Here is an 18,926-nt window from a genome sequence, read left to right as displayed (position 1 = left end):
GGAAGCCTAACCTATAGTGGAATGGTGAGCCACCCCGCCTACCGGACTTTTTCCACGACAGTCGCCCGCGTCACCGCACTCTCGCCGAACTTCACGCGCATCACGCTCGCGGGAGACGACCTGGTGCACTTCGCGACCGACGGACTCGACCAGCGCATCAAGCTGATCCTTCCGCTCGCCGACGGCTCGATCACCGACGTCGGCCAGTTCGACGAACAGGACTTCAGCTCGGCCTGGTACAAGCGGTGGCGCCAGCTCCCCGATGAGAAGCGCAATCCGATCCGCACGTACACCGTGCGCGCAGCCCGCCCCGAGGCGCGCGAGATCGACGTGGACTTCGTGCTGCACGGCACGGAGGGTCCGGCATCCGCCTGGGCGAGCGCCGCACAGCCCGGCAGCGTCGTGCAGGTCGTCGGCCCGGACGCCCGCGCCGCGGAACGCGGCGGGCTGGAGTGGAAGCCCGGCGATGCCGGCACCGTGCTCATCGCCGGCGACGAGACCGCCGCACCGGCGATCTGCTCGATCGTGCAGTCGCTGCCCGCGCACCTGCGCGGCGAGGTCTTCGTGGAGGTGCCTACCACGGCGGACGCGCTGGAAGTGGATGCTCCGGAGGAGGTGCGCGTGACCTGGATCGGGCGCGACGGCGCACCGCACGGCGAGCGTCTCACGGCCGCCGTGCACGCCTGGGGCGCGCGGCGTTCCGCCATCACGACCGACGACGGACTCGAGCTCGAGGAGACAGAGGACATCCTCTGGGAGGTCCCCGAGGCGGCATCCGGAACCGAGTACGCGTGGCTCGCCGGCGAAGCCGGCACGATCACGTCGCTGCGCCGTCACCTCGTCCGTGACCTCGGCATCGACCGCCGCTCGGTCGCGTTCATGGGCTACTGGCGGACCGGCCGCGCCGAGGCCTCCTGACGCCGAGGCGGGTCAGCGCGGCTCGCGAGCGTCGCGCAGCTGCTGGCCGGAGAGGACACCGGGCAGGCCGCGGCCGTTCCGGGTGAAGAACAGCATCACGCACGCGGCCAGGGTGAGCAGCCAGGAGAGCGCGCCGAACAGGCTGCCGGGCAGACCGATCGCCGCCAGTCCCGCGACGCCGCCGAGCCAGCGCAGCAGCCGGGCCAGCGGCTGCGGCAGCGGGCTGCCGGAGTAGCGCAGCTGCACAGCGAGATCGCCGACCGATCGCCCCGTCGCCAGGATGATGACGAGCCACAGCACCGCCGCGGTGACAGTGCCGACGAAGCCCGCCGCCACTCCCTCCGTCATCGTCTGCCGATCGTGCAGCACGTACCCGATGAACAGCTGCGCGGCGATCGAGACCCCGACGGCGACGAACCAGAACCCGAGCCCGTCGCACAGCATCGCGAGGGCGCGACGCCCGCGGGTGACCGGCCGCGGCATCCCGGCATCCGGCGCCGGAGTCATCCCACGGTACGCGCGCGGCACGATCAGTCCCGCCGCCGAGCCGAGCACCGCGCCGGTGGTGTTGGTCATCAGATCGCCGACGTCGAAGAACCGGTAGGCGCACGGGTACAGACCCCACACGCCGGTCAGTTGCGTGGTCTCGATGAACAGCGACAGTCCGAATCCGATGAGCAACGCGACCAGGATGCCGCGGCCGCCGATCACCCGCACGAAGAACCCGAGCGGCACGAACAGCAGCACGTTGAAGACCAGCTGCAGGATCGCGGGGTTGGTGATCGTTCGACCCGGCTCCGAGATCGCCTTCCGGATGTCGCGCACGACCGACATCGGGTCGGTGATCGCGCCCACGCACCGGATCGTGTCGGGGTCCGGAAGCGGCAGCAGTGTGTACGTCCAGATCGCCCAGAAGTAGATCAGTGCGGCGAGCCAGAGCAGCAGGCGTCCGGCCGAGAGCCGCCCGCGGCGCCGGTAGCTGACCGCGACGAACGGCACGAACAGCAGGAAGCCGATGCCCACGCCGATCGCTATCGCGAGCACGCCGAGCATGACCTGTTCCCCCATGCCTCGAGTCTATTTCGCGGCGTTCCGGATCCCGGATTGCACGGCGCCCCGCGCAGGCGTAGTGTCGCCGTTCGTGGCAAACGAAGAACGCCCGGTCGAGCAGACCGCCAAGCGGCTGCTGCTGGGGGAACCGCTCACCTCCGAAGCGGCCAACGAACAGCTCCTGCCGAAGCGCATGGCGCTGCCGATCTTCGCATCCGATGCGCTGAGCTCCGTGGCCTACGGACCGCAGGAGATGCTGATGATCATGCTGATCGGCGGAACCGCGTTCCTGACGCTGAGCCCGTGGATCGCGGCGGCCGTCGTTCTGCTGCTGATCGTGGTGGTGCTCAGCTACCGGCAGATCATCAAGGCGTACCCCTCGGGCGGCGGCGACTTCGAGGTGACGCAGAAGAACCTCGGCGAGATCCCGTCGGTGATCGTCGCGGCCGCGCTGCTCGTCGACTACGTGCTCACCGTGTCCGTGTCGATCGCGTCGGGCGTCGACAACATCATCTCCGCGGTGCCGGGACTGAACCCCGCACGCGTCGAGCTGGCGGTCGGGTTCGTCATCCTGATCGTCATCGTGAACCTGAGGGGCGTGCGCGAGGCATCCGCCGTCTTCGCCATCCCGACGTACATCTTCATCGGGTCGGTACTCGTGATGATCGTCGCGGGCTTGGCGCGCACCGCCTTCGGCGATGCGCCGGTCGCGGCGAGCGCGGCGTACACGGTGCACGCCGACAGCCTCGGTCAGGCCGCGATGGTGCTCCTCCTGCTGCGCGCGTTCTCGAGCGGATGCTCGGCCCTGACCGGTGTGGAGGCGGTGTCGAACGGCGTGCCGGCGTTCCGCATCCCGAAGATCCGCAACGCGCAGATGACGCTCGCGATGATGGGCTCGATCGCCGCCTGCCTGTTCGCAGGGCTCACCGCGCTGGCCCTGATCTCGGGTGTGCAGTACGCCGAGAACGCCTGCGATCTGGTCGGCTTCGACTGCTCGAACCCGCAGCCGAGCCTGATGGCGCAGGTCGCGGCTGCGACGTTCGGGCCTGGCAGCATCATGTTCTTCATCATTCAGGCGGCGACCGCCTGCGTGCTGCTGCTCGCCGCGAACACCGCGTTCAACGGCTTCCCGCTGCTCGGTTCGGTGCTGGCGCGCGAGGGCTACGCCCCGAAGGCGCTGAACACCCGCGGTGACCGCCTGGTGTTCTCGAACGGCATGATCCTGCTCGGCATCGCCGCGGTGGGCGTGCTGGTGGTGTTCCAGGCGAACCTGACCAACCTCATCCAGCTGTACATCATCGGCGTGTTCGTGTCGTTCTCGCTGGGGCAGATCGGCATGGTCAAGCACTGGCGGCGGCTGATCCGCGAGCACCGCGACGCAGGCACGGACGTGCCGCGCGACATCTTCGTGAGCATGGGCGTGAACCTCGTCGGTGCGGTCATGACCGTCTCGGTGCTGGTGATCGTGACGATCACCAAGTTCACGCACGGCGCGTGGCTGGTGTTCCTCGCGATCCCGCTGCTGGCTCTGCTGATGGTGGGCGTGAAGCGGTACTACCGCGACGTCGAACATGAGATCGCGATCGATGACACCACGCACTTCGGCTCCGAGGGTGACGTCGCGATCGTGCTGGTGAACCGGCTGCAGAAGCCGGTGATCAAGGCCGTCGATTACGCCCTCGCCGCACGGCACGAGAAGACCGTGGCCCTGCATGTCGCGACCGACCCGCACGACGGCGAGAGGCTGGAGCGCGAGTGGGCCGAGCACCGCATCCCTGTGCCTCTTGTCATCGTCGAGTCGCCGTACCGCACCTATGCGCAGCCGGTCGAGGCGTACATCAAGAAGTACCGCGACAAGCACGGCCCTTCGGTGGTCACCGTGTATCTGCCGCAGTACATCGTCGGGCACTGGTGGGAGAGCGTGCTGCACAACCGCCGCGCCCGCCGCATGGCGAACCAGCTCATGCTCGTCCACGGTGTGACGATCACGCTGGTGCCGTGGCTGCTCGACTCGTCGGAGCTCATCTACGGCCGCCGCTCCCGCCCGGTCCCGGGCCAGGAGCGCGCCGGCCGTCCCGTCACGCAAGCGAACGGTCGCCGCGCGCACCGGGATGCCGGGCCGCCGGACGACGACGCGAAGGGCTGACGCGCGCCCGGAGCTTCGCAGCGACGGTACGCCGCGAGACGCGCGACTGCTCCGGCGAAGCCTGGTGTGCGGTGCCGAGACAGGGCCCACTGCTATCTTCAGTCCGTGAGAGCCATCTGATCCGCACGCGGACGCGTGACCGCAGAGCGTGTGACCGCAGAGAAGGAGCAGACGTGGCCGACGGGCAGACGCGGTCGAAGTGGCGGGCGTTCTGGGAGCGCGGCGGCTGGTGGCGGGCTCTGCTGCTCGCTGTGGTCTATCTCGTTCTGTACGAGGTCCTCTCGCTGGCGTTCATCCCCCTGGCACGCGAGATCAAGAATCCGCAGGGCCCCGCGGCGGTGCTGGTCGACTACGTGCTGCCCATCGCCGTCGGCAGTGTGCTGCTGGTCGGATTCGCACTCTCGGTCGGCTGGATGCGAGAGCTCTTCGGCCGGCAGCCGGTGCACGGCCGAGCATGGATGTGGATCGCTGTTGCCGTCGTGCTGCTGTTCAACGTCCTGCGCTTCGCGACGATCGACTACAGCGAGGTCTCCGCGGCGCTGGTGGCGACCTGGCTGCTGGCCGGAGTGTTCATCGGCTTCGCAGAGGAGCTGCTCACCCGTGGCATCGTCGTGAAGCTCCTGCGCACCTGCGGGTACCGCGAGATCGTCGTCGCTGTCGTCTCCTCCGCGATCTTCGCGGGCCTGCATTCGGCGAACCTGCTGAACGGACAGTCGCTGCTTGCAACGCTGCTGCAGCTCGTCTATACCTTCGCCTTCGGCGTGTGCATGTACCTGGCCCTGCGGGTTTCCGGGACCATCATCGTGCCGATGCTGCTGCACGCAAGCACTGATCCGAGCATCTTCCTACAGGCTGCTCATCCGGCCGAGGGAGCTCTCGCGTCGATCGCCGACCTCGGCAACTTCGCCGTGATCATCGCCGGCCTGGTGCTGCTCGTCTTCATCCGGGGCCGGGTGCCGGCCCCGGCCTCTCAATTCCGACCGGAGGACCCTGCATGACTGGCATCTCCACTCCGCGCGTGACTCCGCGCATCTGGATCGGCCTGGTCGCCGTCGCCGTCTACGTCGCCGTGGGCGCTGGCATCGCCAACCTGCTGCTCGCGGCGATCGCCGTCGAAGACCCGATGGGCCGGTTCCTGCTGGCACACCTCCCTGTGCTCATCCCGCTCGCCATCGCCGGCATCGTGTTCGTCTGGTGGGCGGGGTGGAACGCCCGAGTCTGGCAGACCGCCGCCCCGTGGGAGACGAGGCCGCGACGCTGGTGGCTGCTCGTCTTCCCGGTGCTGCTGCTCATCCAGTCGGGTGTGACCCTGGGGACGAGCGACTGGGGCCGCTGGACCGTCGGCGGCGTCGTTCTCGTGGCGCTGGTGTGCCTGTTGGTGGGTTTCGGGGAGGAGCTGTACTTCCGAGGCATCCTCCGCGCGAGCATCCGAGAGCATCACGGGGAGACACTCGCTCTCGTGATCACCGCGGCCGCGTTCGGCATCGCGCACACGCTCTCCTCGGCTCTGCAGGGGATGCCGGTCGGTGGCGTGCTGTTCCAGGTCGCCGTGACCTCCGCGGCCGGCGCCGTGTACTACGGCGCCTTCCTCGCAACGGGGCGTCTCTGGGTTCCGATCGTCCTGCACGCGCTCGACGACTTCTCCCTGCACATCAGCGGTGCAGACCTGACCATGCATCCGATCGCGGATGCGACGCCGTCGCCGCTGGCGATCGCGACCCAGGGCCTGCTCTGGGCACTCACCGTCGTGCTGCTCATCAGCTGCATCCGCCGCGATCGCGCCGCCCGTCATCTCGCGGCTGGTCGAACGGTGAAGGGGTAGTCCCACACTCGACGCCAATCGCGTCGTCGTGCCGTCGGCGATCGCGCTGTTGCGCAGCCGCGTGAAGCGGTGGCCGACGAATATGCTTGGCCGAGCTATCGGGTTCGCGTCAGCCCGGCACCGAGGAGGAGTCATGAGCAATCAGAAGTCCAGCGCGTGGACAGGGTGGGCAGCCTTCGGCGCAGTCATCATCCTGGTGGGCGGAGTCTTCGGCCTGATTCAGGGCGTCGCCCTGCTGCTGGGTCCGGAGGCGTACTGGGGCGTTTCGGACGGAACGCTGTTCATCGTCAACGCCGCCAGCTGGGGGTGGTGGAACATCATCGTCGGCGCGCTCTTCCTGGTCACGGCGATCGCGCTGTTCTCCGGCGCGATGTGGGCCCGCGTTGTCGCCATCATCCTCGCCTCCCTCAACATCGTCGGCCAGCTCCTGGTCATCAACGCCCATCCGTGGGGCGCGATCGTGGTGATCGCCCTCGACGTCGTCGTCATCTACGCGCTGACCGCGCACGGTGACGAGTTCGGGTCACGGCGCGCCTCCTGACCCGCGATTCACCCGACCGGGCGCCGCGGCCGAGACCGTGGTGAGGTCCCGAGTCCGCAGCGAGACCCGCGTGCTGCACGTGGGTCTCGCTGCGTTCTGGAGGGTCTCGCGGGGATCTCACTCGTGGCCGGCGTGAGTACCCCGTATGGGTCGTGAGGACCCCCGTAGGGATTCCGTGAGGATCCGGATGCGGCACCCGTGAGAGCGGTGTGATCGGTGACGTGCTCGATCTCATCTATCTCGCGCTGACCGCGCTGATCTTCGTCCTGGTGTCGCTCATCGCGACCGGGCTCGAACGTCTGTCCCCCCACCCGCGCGCCTCCGCTCCGCGCGAGGCGCTGAACCGGGAGGACAGGGCATGATCGTCTTCGACCTCGCCGCGGTCGCCCTCGGCCTGCTCGCCGCCGGCTACCTGCTGGTCGCCCTCATCGCCCCGGAGAAGTTCTGATGGGCGCCGCGGACGTCTGGCTCGGCGTGCTGCAGGCTGCCACCCTCGTGGCCGTGCTCGTGCTGCTGTATCGCCCGCTGGGCGACTACATCGCGCACGTCTACTCCGCCGCCCGGCATCTGCGCGTGGAGCGCGGGCTGTACCGGCTGATCGGCGTGGACCCGGCATCCGAGCAGACCTGGCGCTCCTACGCACGAGGCCTGCTGCTGTTCTCGGTCGCCGGCATGCTGCTGCTCTACCTGCTGCAGCGGATGCAGCAGTTCCTGCCGCTCTCGCTCGGCCTGCCTCCGGTGCCGGAAGGACTCGCGTTCAACACCGCGGCATCCTTCCTGGCGAACACCAACTGGCAGTCCTACACCCCGGAGCAGACCGTCGGGCATCTCGTGCAGATGGCCGGCCTCGCCGTGCAGAACTTCACCTCGGCCGCCGTCGGCATCGCCGTGGCGATCGCCCTGGTGCGCGGCTTCGCCCGGCGCGGGTCGGCCACGATCGGCAACTTCTGGGTGGACCTGACGCGGGGCGCGATCCGGCTGCTGCTGCCGATCGCCGTGATCGGCGCGATCATCCTGATCGCCGGCGGCGTCGTGCAGAACCTGTCCGGCTTCACCGAGGTGCACACGCTGTCCGGCGCCGCACAGCAGATCCCCGGCGGGCCGGTCGCCTCGCAGGAGGTCATCAAGGAGCTCGGCACGAACGGCGGTGGCTTCTACAACGCCAACTCCGCCCATCCGTTCGAGAACCCCACCCCGTGGACCAACCTGTTCGAGATCCTGCTGATCCTCGCGATCCCGTTCGCGCTGCCGCGCGCCTTCGGAAGGATGGTCGGCGACGACCGCCAGGGCTACGCGATCGTCGCCGTCATGGGCGTGCTGTTCCTGACCTCGCTGACCATCCTCTCGGTGCTGGAGGCGAACGGCCACGGCCCGGCTCCGCAGCTGGCAGGAGCGGCGATGGAGGGCAAGGAGCAGCGCTTCGGCATCCTCGGCTCCACCCTGTTCGGCAGCGCCTCGACGCTGACCTCGACCGGCGCCGTGAACTCGATGCACGACTCGTACACCGCCCTCGGCGGCATGATGCCGATGCTGAACATGATGCTCGGCGAGGTCGCCCCCGGCGGCGTCGGATCCGGGCTGTACGGCATGCTCGTGCTCGCCGTGATCGCGGTGTTCGTCGGCGGCCTGCTCGTCGGCCGCACCCCTGAATACCTCGGCAAGAGGATCGGCCCGCGCGAGATGACCCTCGCCAGCCTGTACATCCTCGTCGTGCCGGCGCTCGTGCTCGGCGGCACCGCTCTCAGCTTCGCCATCCCCGCCATCCGCGCCGACGTCGAGGGCACCAGCATCCTCAACCCGGGCACGCACGGCCTCAGCGAGGTGCTCTACGCGTTCACCTCCGCAGCGAACAACAACGGGTCGGCGTTCGCCGGGCTGACCGCGAACACGCCGTGGTTCAACACCGCCCTCGGCATCGCGATGCTGCTCGGCCGGTTCGTGCCGATCGTCATCGTGCTGGCGCTGGCCGGCTCCCTGGCCGCGCAGCACCCGGTGCCCGAGACGACGGGCACTCTGCCCACGCACCGGCCGCTGTTCGTCGGCCTGCTGACGACCGTCGCCGTCGTCATCACCGCTCTCACCTACTTCCCCGTGCTCACGCTCGGGCCGCTTGCAGAAGGACTGGTCTGACAATGACCCTCACCGACACCCGACCGACGGATGCCCCGGAATCCGAAACGTCGCCGGCGCCCGGCGCCTTCGGCGGCGCGCAGCTGGCCGCCGCGTTCCCCGGCGCGCTGCGCCGGCTGAACCCCGCCCTCCTGCTGCGCAATCCAGTGATCCTGCTGGTCTGGGCCGGAGCCGCGTTCACGACCGTGCTCGCGATCGCCGAGCCGCTGCTCGGGGCATCCGATCCCGGAGTCCCCACAGGGTTCACCTGGGCGATCGCGGGCTGGCTGTGGCTGACGGTGCTCTTCGCGAACCTCGCCGAGGCCGTCGCCGAGGGCCGCGGCAAGGCGCAGGCCGCGAGCCTGCGCAAGACCAGGACGACCACGACCGCACGGAGGGTGCTGTCGGGCGATCCGGCCGGCGCGGAGACCGAGGAGATCTCCTCGTCCGACCTCCGCATCGGCGACATCGTGATCGTCACGGCCGGCGAGCTGATCCCTGGAGACGGCGATATCGTGGCCGGCATCGCGACCGTCGATGAGTCGGCGATCACCGGCGAGAGCGCCCCCGTCATCCGCGAATCGGGGGGCGATCGCAGCGCCGTCACCGGCGGCACGCGTGTGCTCTCCGACCGCGTCGTCGTGCGCATCACCTCGAAGCCGGGCGAGACGTTCGTCGACCGGATGATCGCCCTCGTCGAGGGCGCGAACCGTCAGCGCACGCCCAACGAGATCGCGCTGAACATCCTGCTCGCGAGCCTGTCGATCGTGTTCCTGTTCGTGGTCATGGCGCTGAACCCGCTCGCGTCGTACGTGGCCTCGCCGGTCGGCATCCCGGTGCTGATCGCCCTGCTGGTGTGCCTGATCCCGACGACGATCGGCGCGCTGCTCAGCGCGATCGGCATCGCCGGGATGGACCGGCTGGTGCAGCGCAACGTGCTGGCGATGTCGGGTCGCGCGGTCGAGGCCGCCGGCGACGTCTCGACGCTGCTGCTCGACAAGACCGGCACCATCACCTATGGCAACCGCCGCGCCGACGACGTGCGCCCCGTCTCGGGAACGGATGCCGCAGACCTGCTGCGCGCTGCAGCTCTGTCCTCGCTCGCCGACCCCACGCCGGAGGGCGCCTCGATCGTCGACCTCGCCGCGGCGCGGAGCATCCGGATCTCATCGCCCGACGGCGCCGTGGCAGTGCCGTTCACCGCACAGACCCGGATGAGCGGCATCGATCTGCCCGACGGGACGATGATCCGCAAGGGAGCCGGATCCGCCATCCGCACCTGGCTGGAGAGTCTGGGGGAGGACACCGGGGACGCGGCCGCCGAGGCGACCCGCCACGCGGACGAGATCGCCGCCTCCGGCGGAACACCCCTCGTCGTCGCCGTCGCGGAGGGTGGCACGGCGCGCATCCTCGGGGTCGTGCACCTCAAGGACATCGTCAAGGACGGCCTGCGCGAGCGGTTCGACGAGCTGCGCGCGATGGGCATCCGCACCGTGATGATCACCGGCGACAACCCGCTCACCGCGGCCGCGATCGCGAAGGAGGCCGGCGTCGACGATTTCCTCGCCGAGGCGACCCCCGAGGACAAGCTCGCCCTCATCCGCCGCGAGCAGGAGGGCGGCCGCATGGTCGCGATGACCGGGGACGGCACCAACGACGCTCCGGCGCTCGCGCAGGCCGACGTCGGCGTCGCGATGAACACGGGCACGTCGGCCGCGAAGGAGGCCGGCAACATGGTCGACCTCGATTCCGACCCGACCAAGCTCATCGACATCGTGCGCATCGGCAAGCAATTGCTGATCACCCGCGGGGCGCTCACCACGTTCTCACTGGCGAACGACATCGCGAAGTACTTCGCGATCATCCCGGCCATGTTCATGACGGCGTTCCCCGGGCTGGCCGTGCTGAACGTCATGCAGCTGCACTCCCCGGCATCCGCCGTGCTGAGCGCGATCGTGTTCAACGCGATCGTGATCGTGTTCCTCATCCCGCTCGCCCTTCGCGGCGTGAAGTACCGCCCAGCGAGCGCTGATCGGATGCTGCAGCGCAACCTGCTGATCTACGGCATCGGCGGCGTGATCGCGCCGTTCATCGGCATCAAGCTCATCGACCTCGTCGTCAGCCTCATCCCCGGCTTCTGACGCGATCCCTGGTCGCCCCCTCCCCTTGCTCCGGTCTCACTCGTTGCGGGTGCTGCGGCCGAAACACCCGCATCCATTGAGACCGGAGCTGAAGAAAGGACAACTCATGTCGAACCTTCGCACCACCGCCCGCACCGGCGGCGTCGCGCTCCGCGCCGTGCTCGTGATGACCGTGCTGCTCGGGATCGTGTATCCGCTCGTCGTCACGGGCATCGGGCAGATCGCGTTCCCGTGGCAGGCGAACGGCTCGGTCGTCTCCTCTGGGGGGAAGGACGTCGGCAGCGCGCTGCTCGGCCAGTCCTTCGCCGACGAGGACGGCGATCCCCTGCCGCAGTACTTCCAGCCCCGTCCCGCCGCCGGCGGCTACGACCCCACCGCGTCCGGTGGCAGCAACCTCGGCCCGTCCAACCCCGACCTGGTGAAGCAGATCGAGGAGCGCCGGGCGCAGATCGCCGCCTTCGAGCACGTCGCTCCGTCGCAGATCCCGGCGGATGCCCTCACCGCGTCGAGCTCCGGACTGGACTCGCACATCAGCCCCGTCTACGCCCTGCTGCAGGTGCCGCGGGTGGCCGCCGAACGCGACATGCGCGAGGATGACGTGCGGGCGATCGTGGAATCGCACATCCAGGAGCCGGATCTCGGCTTCCTCGGGGAGGAGCGGGTGAACGTGCTGGAGCTGAACATCGCCCTCGACGCGGCATCCGGGGATTCTCGATGACTCGAGGGCGCCTGCGGGTGCTGCTCGGCGCCGCACCCGGCGTCGGCAAGACGTTCGAGATGCTCGCCGAAGGGCACCGGCTGGCCGCCACCGGACAGGACGTCGTGATCGCGATCGTCGAGACGCACGGCCGCGCCGCCACCGCGGCGCAGATGATCGGGCTCGAGCAGGTGCCGCTGCATTCGCTGCAGCACCGCGAGGTCGAGCTGCACGAGCTGGATCTCGACGCCGTGGTCGCCCGCGCCCCGCAGGTCGCCCTCGTCGACGAGCTCGCGCACACGAACGCCCCCGGGTCGGCGCACGAGAAGCGCTGGCAGGACGTCGAGTCGATGCTGGATGCCGGCATCGACGTGATAACCACGGTGAACGTGCAGCACATCGAGTCGCTGAACGGGGTGGTGGAGAAGATCACCGGCGTCGCCCAGCAGGAGACCGTGCCGGACGCGGTGGTGCGCGCCGCCGACGACGTCGAGGTGGTCGACCTGGCGCCGCAGTCGCTGCGCGACCGGCTGTCCGCCGGGTACGTCTACCCGGCGGAGCGGGTGGATGCCGCACTGTCGAACTACTTCCGCCTCGGCAATCTCACCGCGCTGCGCGAGCTGGCACTGCTCTGGCTGGCCGACGAGGTCGACTCGGCACTGCGCACCTACCGCGTCGAGCACGGCATCGACAGCGCCTGGCAGACCAGGGAGCGCGTGGTCGTCGCCCTCACCGGTGGCCCCGAGGGCGAGACGCTGCTGCGCCGCGGCGCGCGGATCGCCGCACGGACCGCGGGCGGCGAGCTGCTCGCCGTGCACGTGCTGGCGCAGGACGGGCTGCGCAGCGAGGCCCCGGGGGCCCTCACCGCACAGCAGCGGCTGGTCTCCTCACTCGGCGGCAGCTACCACCAGATCGTCGGCGACGACGTGCCCGGTGCCCTGGTCGAGTTCGCTCAGTCTGCGGATGCCACGCAGCTGGTGATCGGCGTGAGCCGGCGCGGTCGTCTCGCTGCAGCACTGACCGGGCCGGGCATCGGCGCCGAGGTGATCCGCCGCTCGGGCGACATCGATGTGCACATCGTCAGTCACGCCGCCGCGGGCGGCCGCTCCTCCCTGCCGCGCATCACCGGCGGGGCCCTGGGCTGGCGCCGGCAGCTGTTCGGCCTGGCGATCGCCCTGGTCGGCGGGCCGCTGCTGTCGTGGATGCTGTTCAGCTTGCGCTCGCCGGCGTCGATCACGTCAGACGTGCTCGCGTATCAGCTGCTCGTGGTCGTCGTGGCGCTGGTCGGTGGGCTGCGCCCGGCCCTGTTCGCGGCCATCCTGTCGGGTCTGACGCTGGACTTCCTGTTCGTCGAGCCTCTGTTCACCGTCACGATCGCCGACCCGCTGCACGCTCTCGCACTGGTGCTGTACGTCGTGATCGCGGTGCTCGTCAGCATCGTCGTCGACCAGGCCGCGCGGCGGGCGCGCGCCGCGCAGCGGGCATCCGCCGAGGCCGAGCTGCTCGCCGGAGTCGCCGGCAACGTGCTGCGCGGCGACAGCGCGCCGCTGGCCCTGGTCAGTCGTGCGCGCGAGGCGTTCGGCTTCAGCGGTGTGCGGCTGCTCGATCGGGACGGCGCGGTCATCGCCACCGACGGCGAGCCGTTGCCCGATGCCGCACCCGAGGTCGTGCCGGTCGGCGATCGCGCCACGCTGGAGCTGTACGGAGCGTCGCTGGATGCTCCGGCACGGCGGCTGCTCGATGCGATCGTCGCCCAACTGTCGGCGGCGATCGAGCACGCCGACCTCGCGGCGACGGCACGCCGCGCCGACGTGCTCACCGAGACCGATCGGGTGCGCAGCGCCCTGCTCTCTGCGATCAGCCACGACCTGCGCCGTCCGCTCGCCGCCGCGATGGCCGCCGTCGGCGGGCTGCGGCAGGCGGATGCCGCGGACGCGGCCTCCACTTACCCGGACCCTGAGCGAGCGGAGCGAGACGAAGGCCGCCCTCACGTTCACCCCGATCCTGCCCGCCCGGTTGCCTCCGCGGGGCCCGAGCGCCCTTCGTCTCGCTCGTTCCTCGCTCGCTCAGGACCCGCGGGAGACAAGGAGCACTCCGAACCCGCGAGACGTGCCGGAGTCCCCGGCATCCTGTCTCCCGCCGACCGCTCGGCCTTGCTCGAGACGGCCGACGAGAGCCTCGGCACGCTCTCGAAGCTGGTCACCGATCTGCTGGACGTGAGCCGGGTCGAGGCAGGCGTGCTCGCGGTCTCGCTCGCGCCGGTCGACGCCGCGGGCGCGGTACTCACCGCGCTCGACGAGCTGGGGTTCGGCCCCGGCGAGGTGGAGCTCGGCCTCGACGCCGACCTGCCGCCACTGTGCGCCGATGCCGTCCTGCTGCAGCGCGTACTGGTGAACGTCCTCGCCAACGCGCACCGGCACTCCCCCGCCGACACGCCCGTGCTCGTCACGACCAGTCGCCTGGGCGCGACCGCCGAGATCCGGGTGGTCGACCGTGGCCGGGGCGTCTCGGCGGAGCGGCAGCAGACGATGTTCGCGCCGTTCCAGCGCGAGGGCGACAGCGACAACACGATCGGGCTCGGGCTCGGCCTGGCTCTGTCGCGCGGGTTCACGGAGGGCATGGGCGGTAGCCTGACCCCCGAGGACACCCCCGGAGGAGGGCTCACCATGGTGATCGCGCTGCCCGTGTCCACGGATCCTGAGCGCCCTTCCTCTCCCGCGGGTCCTGAGCGAGCGAGGAACGAGCGAGACGAAGGGCGCTCAGGATCCGGAGCGCAGCGACGAGACGAAGGGCCCGAGGCGGACGCATGAAGCTGCTCATCGCCGACGACGATCCGCAGCTGGTGCGGGCTCTGCGGATCACGCTCGCCGCGCACGGCTACGACGTGGTCGCAGCGCCCGACGGCGCGGCCGCGATCCAGCTCGCCGCGCAGGCGCATCCCGACATCGTGCTGCTCGATCTGGGCATGCCGCAGCTCGATGGGGTGCAGGTGATCCAGGCGCTGCGCGGCTGGTCGAACGTGCCGATTCTCGTGGTCTCAGGGCGAACGGGTTCGGCCGACAAGGTCGACGCGCTCGACGCCGGAGCCGACGACTACGTCACCAAGCCGTTCCAGATCGACGAGCTGCTGGCGCGCCTGCGCGCGCTGTCGCGTCGCGTTGCCCCGGCATCCGGCGAGTCCACCGTGGCCTTCGGCGACGTCGTCGTCGACCTCGCCGCGAAGGCAGTGACCCGCGCCGGCGCGCACGTGCACCTCACGCCCACGGAATGGCGGATGCTGGAGCATCTGTCCCGGCATCCGGGCGCCCTCGTGACCAGGCAGGAACTGCTGCGCGAGCTGTGGGGCACCGAGCAGGTCGCCGACACCGGCTACCTGCGCCTGTACATGTCGCAGCTGCGCCGCAAGCTCGAGCAGGATCCTCCGAACCCCGTGCATCTGCTCACCGAGCAGGGCATGGGCTACCGCCTCATGGTGTGAGCCCCAGCTCCGGTCTCGCTCGTTGCGGGTGCCTCCCTACCGGAGACCCACAACCGTTGAGACCGGAACAAGGGGGGGGACCGGCGGCTGCACGATGACCTGCCTTTCCCCCAGCTCCGGTCTAGCTCGTTGCGGGTGCCTCCCTACCGGAGACCCACAACCGTTGAGACCGGAACAGGGGGGGACACGACTGCCGGTCAGAGGCTGACGCCGGTGGTCAGCGGGCACGGGCGCGGGCGACGCGGATGCCGCGCTGGGATGTCGGGAAGCGGGCGAGCATCGCGCGCAGCTCGGCGGCGTCGACGTCGGCGCCGAACGCCTCGGCGCCGGGCTCGAGCATGATGCCGGCGCTCAGCGGTCCCGCGATGACGGGGTCGAAGCCGAGGGCGTCCACGAGCCCTGCGACCGTGTCGAGATCGGCGGGGTCGTCGCCGGCGATCGCGATGGCCTTGCGATCCGCCGCGCCGGGCGGGCGGGCGTCGTCCTCGAGGTCGTGATAGCCCATGTGACTCAAGGCCTTCACTACGCGGGCATCCGAGAGGTACGCCTGCACGGTCTCGCTGGTCGTGGTGCGCAGGTCGTCGAGCTCTGGGCGGATGCCGTCCGACCCCCACCAGTAGTTCATCGAGTCGATCACGAGCTTTCCGTGCAGAGCATCCGCGGGGATCGTCCGGTACTTGCCGAGCGGAAGCGCGAGGATCACCGCATCCGCTCGTTCGGCGACCTCGCGCGCGGTGAGCGCGGTCGCCCCGACGCCGCGCGCCGACGCGCGGATCAGCGCCGGATCGCCCGATCCGCCCAGGAGCACCGTCACGCCGGCATCCGACGCGAGCCGCGCGAGGACGAGACCCACCCGCCCGGCACCGAGGATTCCGAGCGTGCCGATCATGCCTCGATCGTATTGCCGGGGCGAGGTGTCGGGAGTAGACCTGGAAGCCCCAGTGAGAACGGAGCAGGTCATGACCTACCGCATCGGATACCTCATCGGCAGCCTCGCGAACGACTCGATCAACCGGGTGCTCTCGAAGGCGCTCGTGAAGCTCGCACCGGACGACCTCGAGATGTTCGAGATCCCGATCCGTGACCTGCCCATGTACAACCGCGACGACGAGTACAACCCCGGCGCCGCGGTGACCGCGTTCAAGCGGTCGATCGAGGGCGCGGACGGGCTGCTCTTCATCTCCCCGGAGTACAACCGCTCGATCCCCGGCGCCCTGAAGAACGCGATCGATATCGGTTCCCGGCCGTGGGGACAGAACTCGTTCGCGCGGAAGCCCACCGGCATCATCGGTGCCTCGGCCGGCGCGATCGGCACGGCGGTGATGCAGTCGTCGATGCGCAGCGTGCTGAGCTTCCTCGACGCTCCTCAGCTGAACTCCCCCGAGGTGTACATCCACTTCGACCCGGAGGTCTACGGCGCCGACGGCACGGTCTCGAACGAGAGCACGGCGCAGTTCCTCGGGCACTACATGTCGGAGTACTCGGCCTTCGTCGCCAGGGTGCTCTCCAGCGCGCTGCCAGGGCACATGGGCGACTCCGACCCGGACGTCATGCACTGAGGCATCGCGATGGCCATCGAGGAGCGGCCCGGTGCGCAGGAATGGGTGCCGGAGCACGGCGGGCTCGGCGCGCTCCGTCAGGCTGCGCCCGACTGCCGCGGCTGCGAACTCTGGCAGGATGCCACCCAGGTCGTCTTCTCGGAGGGGCCCGCACGGGCGTCCATGATGCTCGTCGGCGAGCAGCCCGGCGATCAGGAGGATCTCGAGGGCGAGCCGTTCGTCGGCCCGGCCGGTCGCAGGCTCGACGCCGCGATCGACGCCGCGCGGCTGGACCGGAACGGGCTGTATCTGACGAACGCCGTGAAGCACTTCCGATTCGAGCGGCGGGGGCGGCGGCGCATCCACGAGAAGCCGGCCATCGGCCACATCGACGCCTGCCGCCCCTGGCTCGCGGCGGAGATCGCCGTGGTGCGACCGGACGTCGTCGTCGCGATGGGCACGACGGCCGCACGGTCGGTGCTCGGCAGGAACGTCCGCATCGGGGAGGTGCGGGGGACGATACTCGAGTCAGCCGATGCCTCGGGGACGCCCACCGTCGTGACGGTGCATCCGTCGAGCCTGCTGCGGATTCCGGAAGAGGCCGCCCGGGAGACCGCCTTCCAGGCGTTCGTCGCCGACCTGCGCCGAGCGGCCGAGATCGCCGGCGGCGGGGGCGGATGACGAGTCCGCCCCCGCAGTCGGATCACGCGGCGACGAGTTCGGCGTTCTCGTCGGCCTGCGCAGCGAGCGCCTCACGCACCGGGAGTCGACCGTCGTAGCGCTGTTCCGGCAGGCGGTCGAGTTGCGCCCTGTCCGCGATCGCGAGTCCGGCTCGTGTCCCCTCGCGGATGAGGTCGTCCTTCATCGCGGGGAACTCCATCGTCGTCAGGAAGCGATCGAGTGCGGGGGTGAGGGTGTTCATCGTATGGTCCTTCCTTGCTCGGTGTTCCGATGCGGGGCGGGGGCGCCCACCGTCCCCGCCCACACGATCAGGCGGTGATCTCCTGGCGGTGCTCCGTCTGCTCGACGGCGATCTTCCGCGGCTTGGCGCGCTCGCTCACCGGGATGATGACCGACAGGACCCCGCTCTCGTAAGAGGCGCTGATCCCATCGACGTCCACGCCGTCGCCGAGCGTGAACTGGCGCAGGAACGAGCCCCCACTGCGCTCGCGGGAGATCCAGCGCACGCCGTCACCGCTGTCCGATGTGCGCTGCGCTCGGATCGACAGCTGAGACCCGTCGACATCGACATCGATGGAGCCCGGATCGATGCCGGGCAGGTCGGCGTGCAGGACGTATCGGTCGCCGTCGCGGAAGAGATCCACCGGCATGAACCGGGGTGTGCGTGCGGAGTCGAGCACGCTCGCGGCGAAGCGATCGAGCTGGCTGATCGGGTCGAAGGTCATTCCCATGATTTCTCCTCTCTTGCGGCCCCTACGGGCTTGTGTGATGTAGGGTGCAGATTATCTGCATCCGTAGATGTAGATTTGTTATAGATCAACTTGACATCGAACGCAACCGGCTCCCAGGGAACTTCCAGAGATGGCACACCGCACCTCCCGCACCCCGCTGTACGGCATCGCTGTCGCCGCGCAGCTCGTCGACATGCCGGAGGCGACTCTTCGCCTGTTCGAGCAGAAGGGCCTGCTCGAACCGTTCCGCAGCGATGGGGGCACCAGGCGGTACAGCGACGACGACATCGCGCGCCTGCGCCGCGCCGGCCGACTGCGCGACGAGGGAATGAACATCGCCGGCATCGGACGCATCCTCGCCCTCGAGGACGAGAACGCGGGCCTGCGCGAGGAGCTCGCCGCCGAGCGCGAGGAGCGCGGCGACTGAAACGCCGCTCGCACCGTGTCCTGGACTAACCTGGCGCGATGACCGACACGCCCGCGACACCCTGGCCGGTTCGCACTCCCCGACTCGAGATCCGCGCGTGCACCGTGGACGATCTCGACGCCGTGTGGTCGTACCGCAGGCTTCCCGAGGTCAGCCATTGGCTGGGACGCGCGCCCTCGACGCGCGATGCGTTCCTGGAGGCGTACGCCGATCCGGAACGCCTGGCGACGACGCTCGCGATCGTGCTGCTCCCCGGCGAGGAGCAGGAGACGCCCGTGCTCATCGGCGACGTCATGCTGCGCATCGAGGACGGCTGGGGGCAGGCCGAGGCGGCCGATCAGGCGAAGGGGGTGCAGGCCGAGCTCGGATGGGTGCTGAATCCCGAGTACTCCGGCTCGGGATACGCGACCGAGGCGATGCGCGCGGTGATCGACGTCTGTTTCGGACCGCTCGGGCTGCGCCGCGTGCACGCCGGGTGCTTCGCCGCCAACGAGCCGTCCTGGCGCCTGATGGAGCGGCTCGGGATGCGGCGGGAGGAGTTCAGCCTCAAGACCGCGCTGCACAGGTCCGGCGAGTGGATGGACGGGATGAACTACGGCCTGCTCGCCGAGGAGTGGCCGGTCTCTTCGCCCGGTCGTTGAGCGAGC

The 18,926-nt window shown here is 69.8% G+C and carries 20 protein-coding genes; 16 read left to right on the top strand and 4 right to left on the bottom strand.

What is annotated here, in order from left to right:
• Positions 1 to 21 precede the first annotated feature (21 nt).
• Positions 22 to 918 (top strand): siderophore-interacting protein, encoded by an 897-nt coding sequence (locus tag GON06_RS05115; protein ID WP_157311212.1) that lies wholly within the window; start codon positions 22 to 24, stop codon positions 916 to 918.
• A 12-nt stretch (positions 919 to 930) separates the two neighbouring features.
• Here GON06_RS05115 and GON06_RS05110 read toward each other — a convergent pair whose 3' ends face one another.
• A complete protein-coding gene (locus GON06_RS05110) occupies positions 931 to 1,986 on the bottom strand; it encodes a VanZ family protein (protein ID WP_157311211.1) in 1,056 nt (351 codons plus the stop codon).
• Positions 1,987 to 2,047: 61 nt separating this feature from the next.
• Between GON06_RS05110 and GON06_RS05105 the strand changes: the two genes are divergently transcribed.
• The 11 genes from GON06_RS05105 to GON06_RS05055 all read left to right on the top strand — a co-directional run bounded on the left by GON06_RS05105 (position 2,048) and on the right by GON06_RS05055 (position 14,902).
• A complete protein-coding gene (locus GON06_RS05105; protein ID WP_378735617.1) occupies positions 2,048 to 4,114 on the top strand; it encodes an APC family permease in 2,067 nt (688 codons plus the stop codon).
• A 173-nt stretch (positions 4,115 to 4,287) separates the two neighbouring features.
• Complete coding sequence (locus GON06_RS18655; protein WP_332837165.1) at positions 4,288 to 5,112, top strand: CPBP family intramembrane glutamic endopeptidase; 825 nt, start codon at positions 4,288 to 4,290, stop codon at positions 5,110 to 5,112.
• On the top strand, positions 5,109 to 5,936 hold the full coding sequence (locus GON06_RS05095) for a CPBP family intramembrane glutamic endopeptidase (protein ID WP_157311209.1): 828 nt from the start codon (positions 5,109 to 5,111) through the stop codon (positions 5,934 to 5,936). The genes GON06_RS18655 and GON06_RS05095 overlap by 4 nt, the downstream gene beginning before the upstream one ends.
• Before the next feature lie 133 nt (positions 5,937 to 6,069).
• Entirely contained in the window at positions 6,070 to 6,477 is a 408-nt protein-coding gene (locus GON06_RS05090; RefSeq protein WP_157311208.1) for a DUF7144 family membrane protein, read from the top strand.
• A 221-nt stretch (positions 6,478 to 6,698) separates the two neighbouring features.
• Positions 6,699 to 6,839 (top strand): hypothetical protein, encoded by a 141-nt coding sequence (locus GON06_RS05085; RefSeq protein ID WP_157311207.1) that lies wholly within the window; start codon positions 6,699 to 6,701, stop codon positions 6,837 to 6,839.
• Complete coding sequence (locus GON06_RS05080; protein ID WP_157311206.1) at positions 6,836 to 6,925, top strand: potassium-transporting ATPase subunit F; 90 nt, start codon at positions 6,836 to 6,838, stop codon at positions 6,923 to 6,925. Before GON06_RS05085 ends, GON06_RS05080 begins: the two co-directional genes overlap by 4 nt.
• Positions 6,925 to 8,607: a potassium-transporting ATPase subunit KdpA gene (kdpA, locus tag GON06_RS05075; RefSeq protein ID WP_157311205.1), complete on the top strand. Its 1,683-nt coding sequence runs from the start codon at positions 6,925 to 6,927 to the stop codon at positions 8,605 to 8,607. Before GON06_RS05080 ends, kdpA begins: the two co-directional genes overlap by 1 nt.
• A gap of 2 nt (positions 8,608 to 8,609) precedes the next feature.
• Positions 8,610 to 10,727, top strand: coding sequence for a potassium-transporting ATPase subunit KdpB (gene kdpB / locus GON06_RS05070; protein ID WP_157311204.1), 2,118 nt, complete (start codon positions 8,610 to 8,612; stop codon positions 10,725 to 10,727).
• A 106-nt stretch (positions 10,728 to 10,833) separates the two neighbouring features.
• On the top strand, positions 10,834 to 11,445 hold the full coding sequence (gene kdpC / locus GON06_RS05065) for a potassium-transporting ATPase subunit KdpC (RefSeq protein WP_157311203.1): 612 nt from the start codon (positions 10,834 to 10,836) through the stop codon (positions 11,443 to 11,445).
• Positions 11,442 to 14,234 carry a DUF4118 domain-containing protein gene (locus tag GON06_RS05060; RefSeq protein WP_232528163.1) on the top strand — a complete coding sequence of 931 codons (2,793 nt, stop codon included), beginning with the start codon at positions 11,442 to 11,444 and terminating at the stop codon, positions 14,232 to 14,234. Before kdpC ends, GON06_RS05060 begins: the two co-directional genes overlap by 4 nt.
• Entirely contained in the window at positions 14,231 to 14,902 is a 672-nt protein-coding gene (locus GON06_RS05055) for a response regulator (protein WP_157311202.1), read from the top strand. Before GON06_RS05060 ends, GON06_RS05055 begins: the two co-directional genes overlap by 4 nt.
• A gap of 217 nt (positions 14,903 to 15,119) precedes the next feature.
• Here the strand turns inward: GON06_RS05055 and GON06_RS05050 are convergent, their stop codons facing one another.
• Positions 15,120 to 15,791, bottom strand: a complete 672-nt coding sequence (locus GON06_RS05050; protein WP_157311201.1) for an NADPH-dependent F420 reductase — start codon at positions 15,789 to 15,791, stop codon at positions 15,120 to 15,122.
• Positions 15,792 to 15,861: 70 nt separating this feature from the next.
• On the opposite strand from GON06_RS05050, the gene GON06_RS05045 reads away from it, so the two are divergent.
• Together GON06_RS05045 and GON06_RS05040 are read left to right on the top strand one after the other, a co-directional pair.
• Complete coding sequence (locus GON06_RS05045; RefSeq protein WP_157311200.1) at positions 15,862 to 16,461, top strand: NADPH-dependent FMN reductase; 600 nt, start codon at positions 15,862 to 15,864, stop codon at positions 16,459 to 16,461.
• A 9-nt stretch (positions 16,462 to 16,470) separates the two neighbouring features.
• Positions 16,471 to 17,121: a UdgX family uracil-DNA binding protein gene (locus GON06_RS05040; protein WP_157311199.1), complete on the top strand. Its 651-nt coding sequence runs from the start codon at positions 16,471 to 16,473 to the stop codon at positions 17,119 to 17,121.
• 22 nt (positions 17,122 to 17,143) lie between these two features.
• Here GON06_RS05040 and GON06_RS05035 read toward each other — a convergent pair whose 3' ends face one another.
• The gene (locus tag GON06_RS05035) at positions 17,144 to 17,362 is read right to left on the bottom strand and encodes a DUF2795 domain-containing protein (protein ID WP_157311198.1); all 219 of its coding nucleotides are present in this window, start codon (positions 17,360 to 17,362) and stop codon (positions 17,144 to 17,146) included.
• Positions 17,363 to 17,429: 67 nt separating this feature from the next.
• A complete protein-coding gene (locus tag GON06_RS05030) occupies positions 17,430 to 17,852 on the bottom strand; it encodes an Hsp20/alpha crystallin family protein (RefSeq protein ID WP_157311197.1) in 423 nt (140 codons plus the stop codon).
• Between the two features lie 130 nt (positions 17,853 to 17,982).
• Between GON06_RS05030 and GON06_RS05025 the strand changes: the two genes are divergently transcribed.
• Both GON06_RS05025 and GON06_RS05020 read left to right on the top strand, forming a co-directional pair.
• Entirely contained in the window at positions 17,983 to 18,279 is a 297-nt protein-coding gene (locus GON06_RS05025) for a MerR family transcriptional regulator (RefSeq protein WP_157311196.1), read from the top strand.
• 38 nt (positions 18,280 to 18,317) lie between these two features.
• Complete coding sequence (locus GON06_RS05020) at positions 18,318 to 18,920, top strand: GNAT family N-acetyltransferase (protein WP_157311195.1); 603 nt, start codon at positions 18,318 to 18,320, stop codon at positions 18,918 to 18,920.
• Positions 18,921 to 18,926: the final 6 nt, after the last annotated feature.

The sequence above is a fragment of the Microbacterium sp. MAH-37 genome, assembly GCF_009758255.1.
GTDB lineage: Bacteria > Actinomycetota > Actinomycetes > Actinomycetales > Microbacteriaceae > Microbacterium.
The sequence above is the reverse complement of the archived record's forward strand: the minus strand, read 5'-3'. Positions and strand labels throughout refer to the sequence as shown.

Bases quoted from the DNA above. Each gene is read 5' to 3' on its own strand.
- GON06_RS05115 (WP_157311212.1), top strand. From the start codon at position 22: ATGGTGAGCCACCCCGCCTACCGGACTTTTTCCACGACAGTCGCCCGC.
- GON06_RS05110 (WP_157311211.1), bottom strand. From the start codon at position 1,986: ATGGGGGAACAGGTCATGCTCGGCGTGCTCGCGATAGCGATCGGCGTG.
- GON06_RS05095 (WP_157311209.1), top strand. From the start codon at position 5,109: ATGACTGGCATCTCCACTCCGCGCGTGACTCCGCGCATCTGGATCGGC.
- GON06_RS05090 (WP_157311208.1), top strand. From the start codon at position 6,070: ATGAGCAATCAGAAGTCCAGCGCGTGGACAGGGTGGGCAGCCTTCGGC.
- GON06_RS05080 (WP_157311206.1), top strand. From the start codon at position 6,836: ATGATCGTCTTCGACCTCGCCGCGGTCGCCCTCGGCCTGCTCGCCGCC.
- kdpA (WP_157311205.1), top strand. From the start codon at position 6,925: ATGGGCGCCGCGGACGTCTGGCTCGGCGTGCTGCAGGCTGCCACCCTC.
- kdpB (WP_157311204.1), top strand. From the start codon at position 8,610: ATGACCCTCACCGACACCCGACCGACGGATGCCCCGGAATCCGAAACG.
- kdpC (WP_157311203.1), top strand. From the start codon at position 10,834: ATGTCGAACCTTCGCACCACCGCCCGCACCGGCGGCGTCGCGCTCCGC.
- GON06_RS05060 (WP_232528163.1), top strand. From the start codon at position 11,442: ATGACTCGAGGGCGCCTGCGGGTGCTGCTCGGCGCCGCACCCGGCGTC.
- GON06_RS05055 (WP_157311202.1), top strand. From the start codon at position 14,231: ATGAAGCTGCTCATCGCCGACGACGATCCGCAGCTGGTGCGGGCTCTG.
- GON06_RS05050 (WP_157311201.1), bottom strand. From the start codon at position 15,791: ATGATCGGCACGCTCGGAATCCTCGGTGCCGGGCGGGTGGGTCTCGTC.
- GON06_RS05045 (WP_157311200.1), top strand. From the start codon at position 15,862: ATGACCTACCGCATCGGATACCTCATCGGCAGCCTCGCGAACGACTCG.
- GON06_RS05040 (WP_157311199.1), top strand. From the start codon at position 16,471: ATGGCCATCGAGGAGCGGCCCGGTGCGCAGGAATGGGTGCCGGAGCAC.
- GON06_RS05035 (WP_157311198.1), bottom strand. From the start codon at position 17,362: ATGAACACCCTCACCCCCGCACTCGATCGCTTCCTGACGACGATGGAG.
- GON06_RS05030 (WP_157311197.1), bottom strand. From the start codon at position 17,852: ATGGGAATGACCTTCGACCCGATCAGCCAGCTCGATCGCTTCGCCGCG.
- GON06_RS05025 (WP_157311196.1), top strand. From the start codon at position 17,983: ATGGCACACCGCACCTCCCGCACCCCGCTGTACGGCATCGCTGTCGCC.
- GON06_RS05020 (WP_157311195.1), top strand. From the start codon at position 18,318: ATGACCGACACGCCCGCGACACCCTGGCCGGTTCGCACTCCCCGACTC.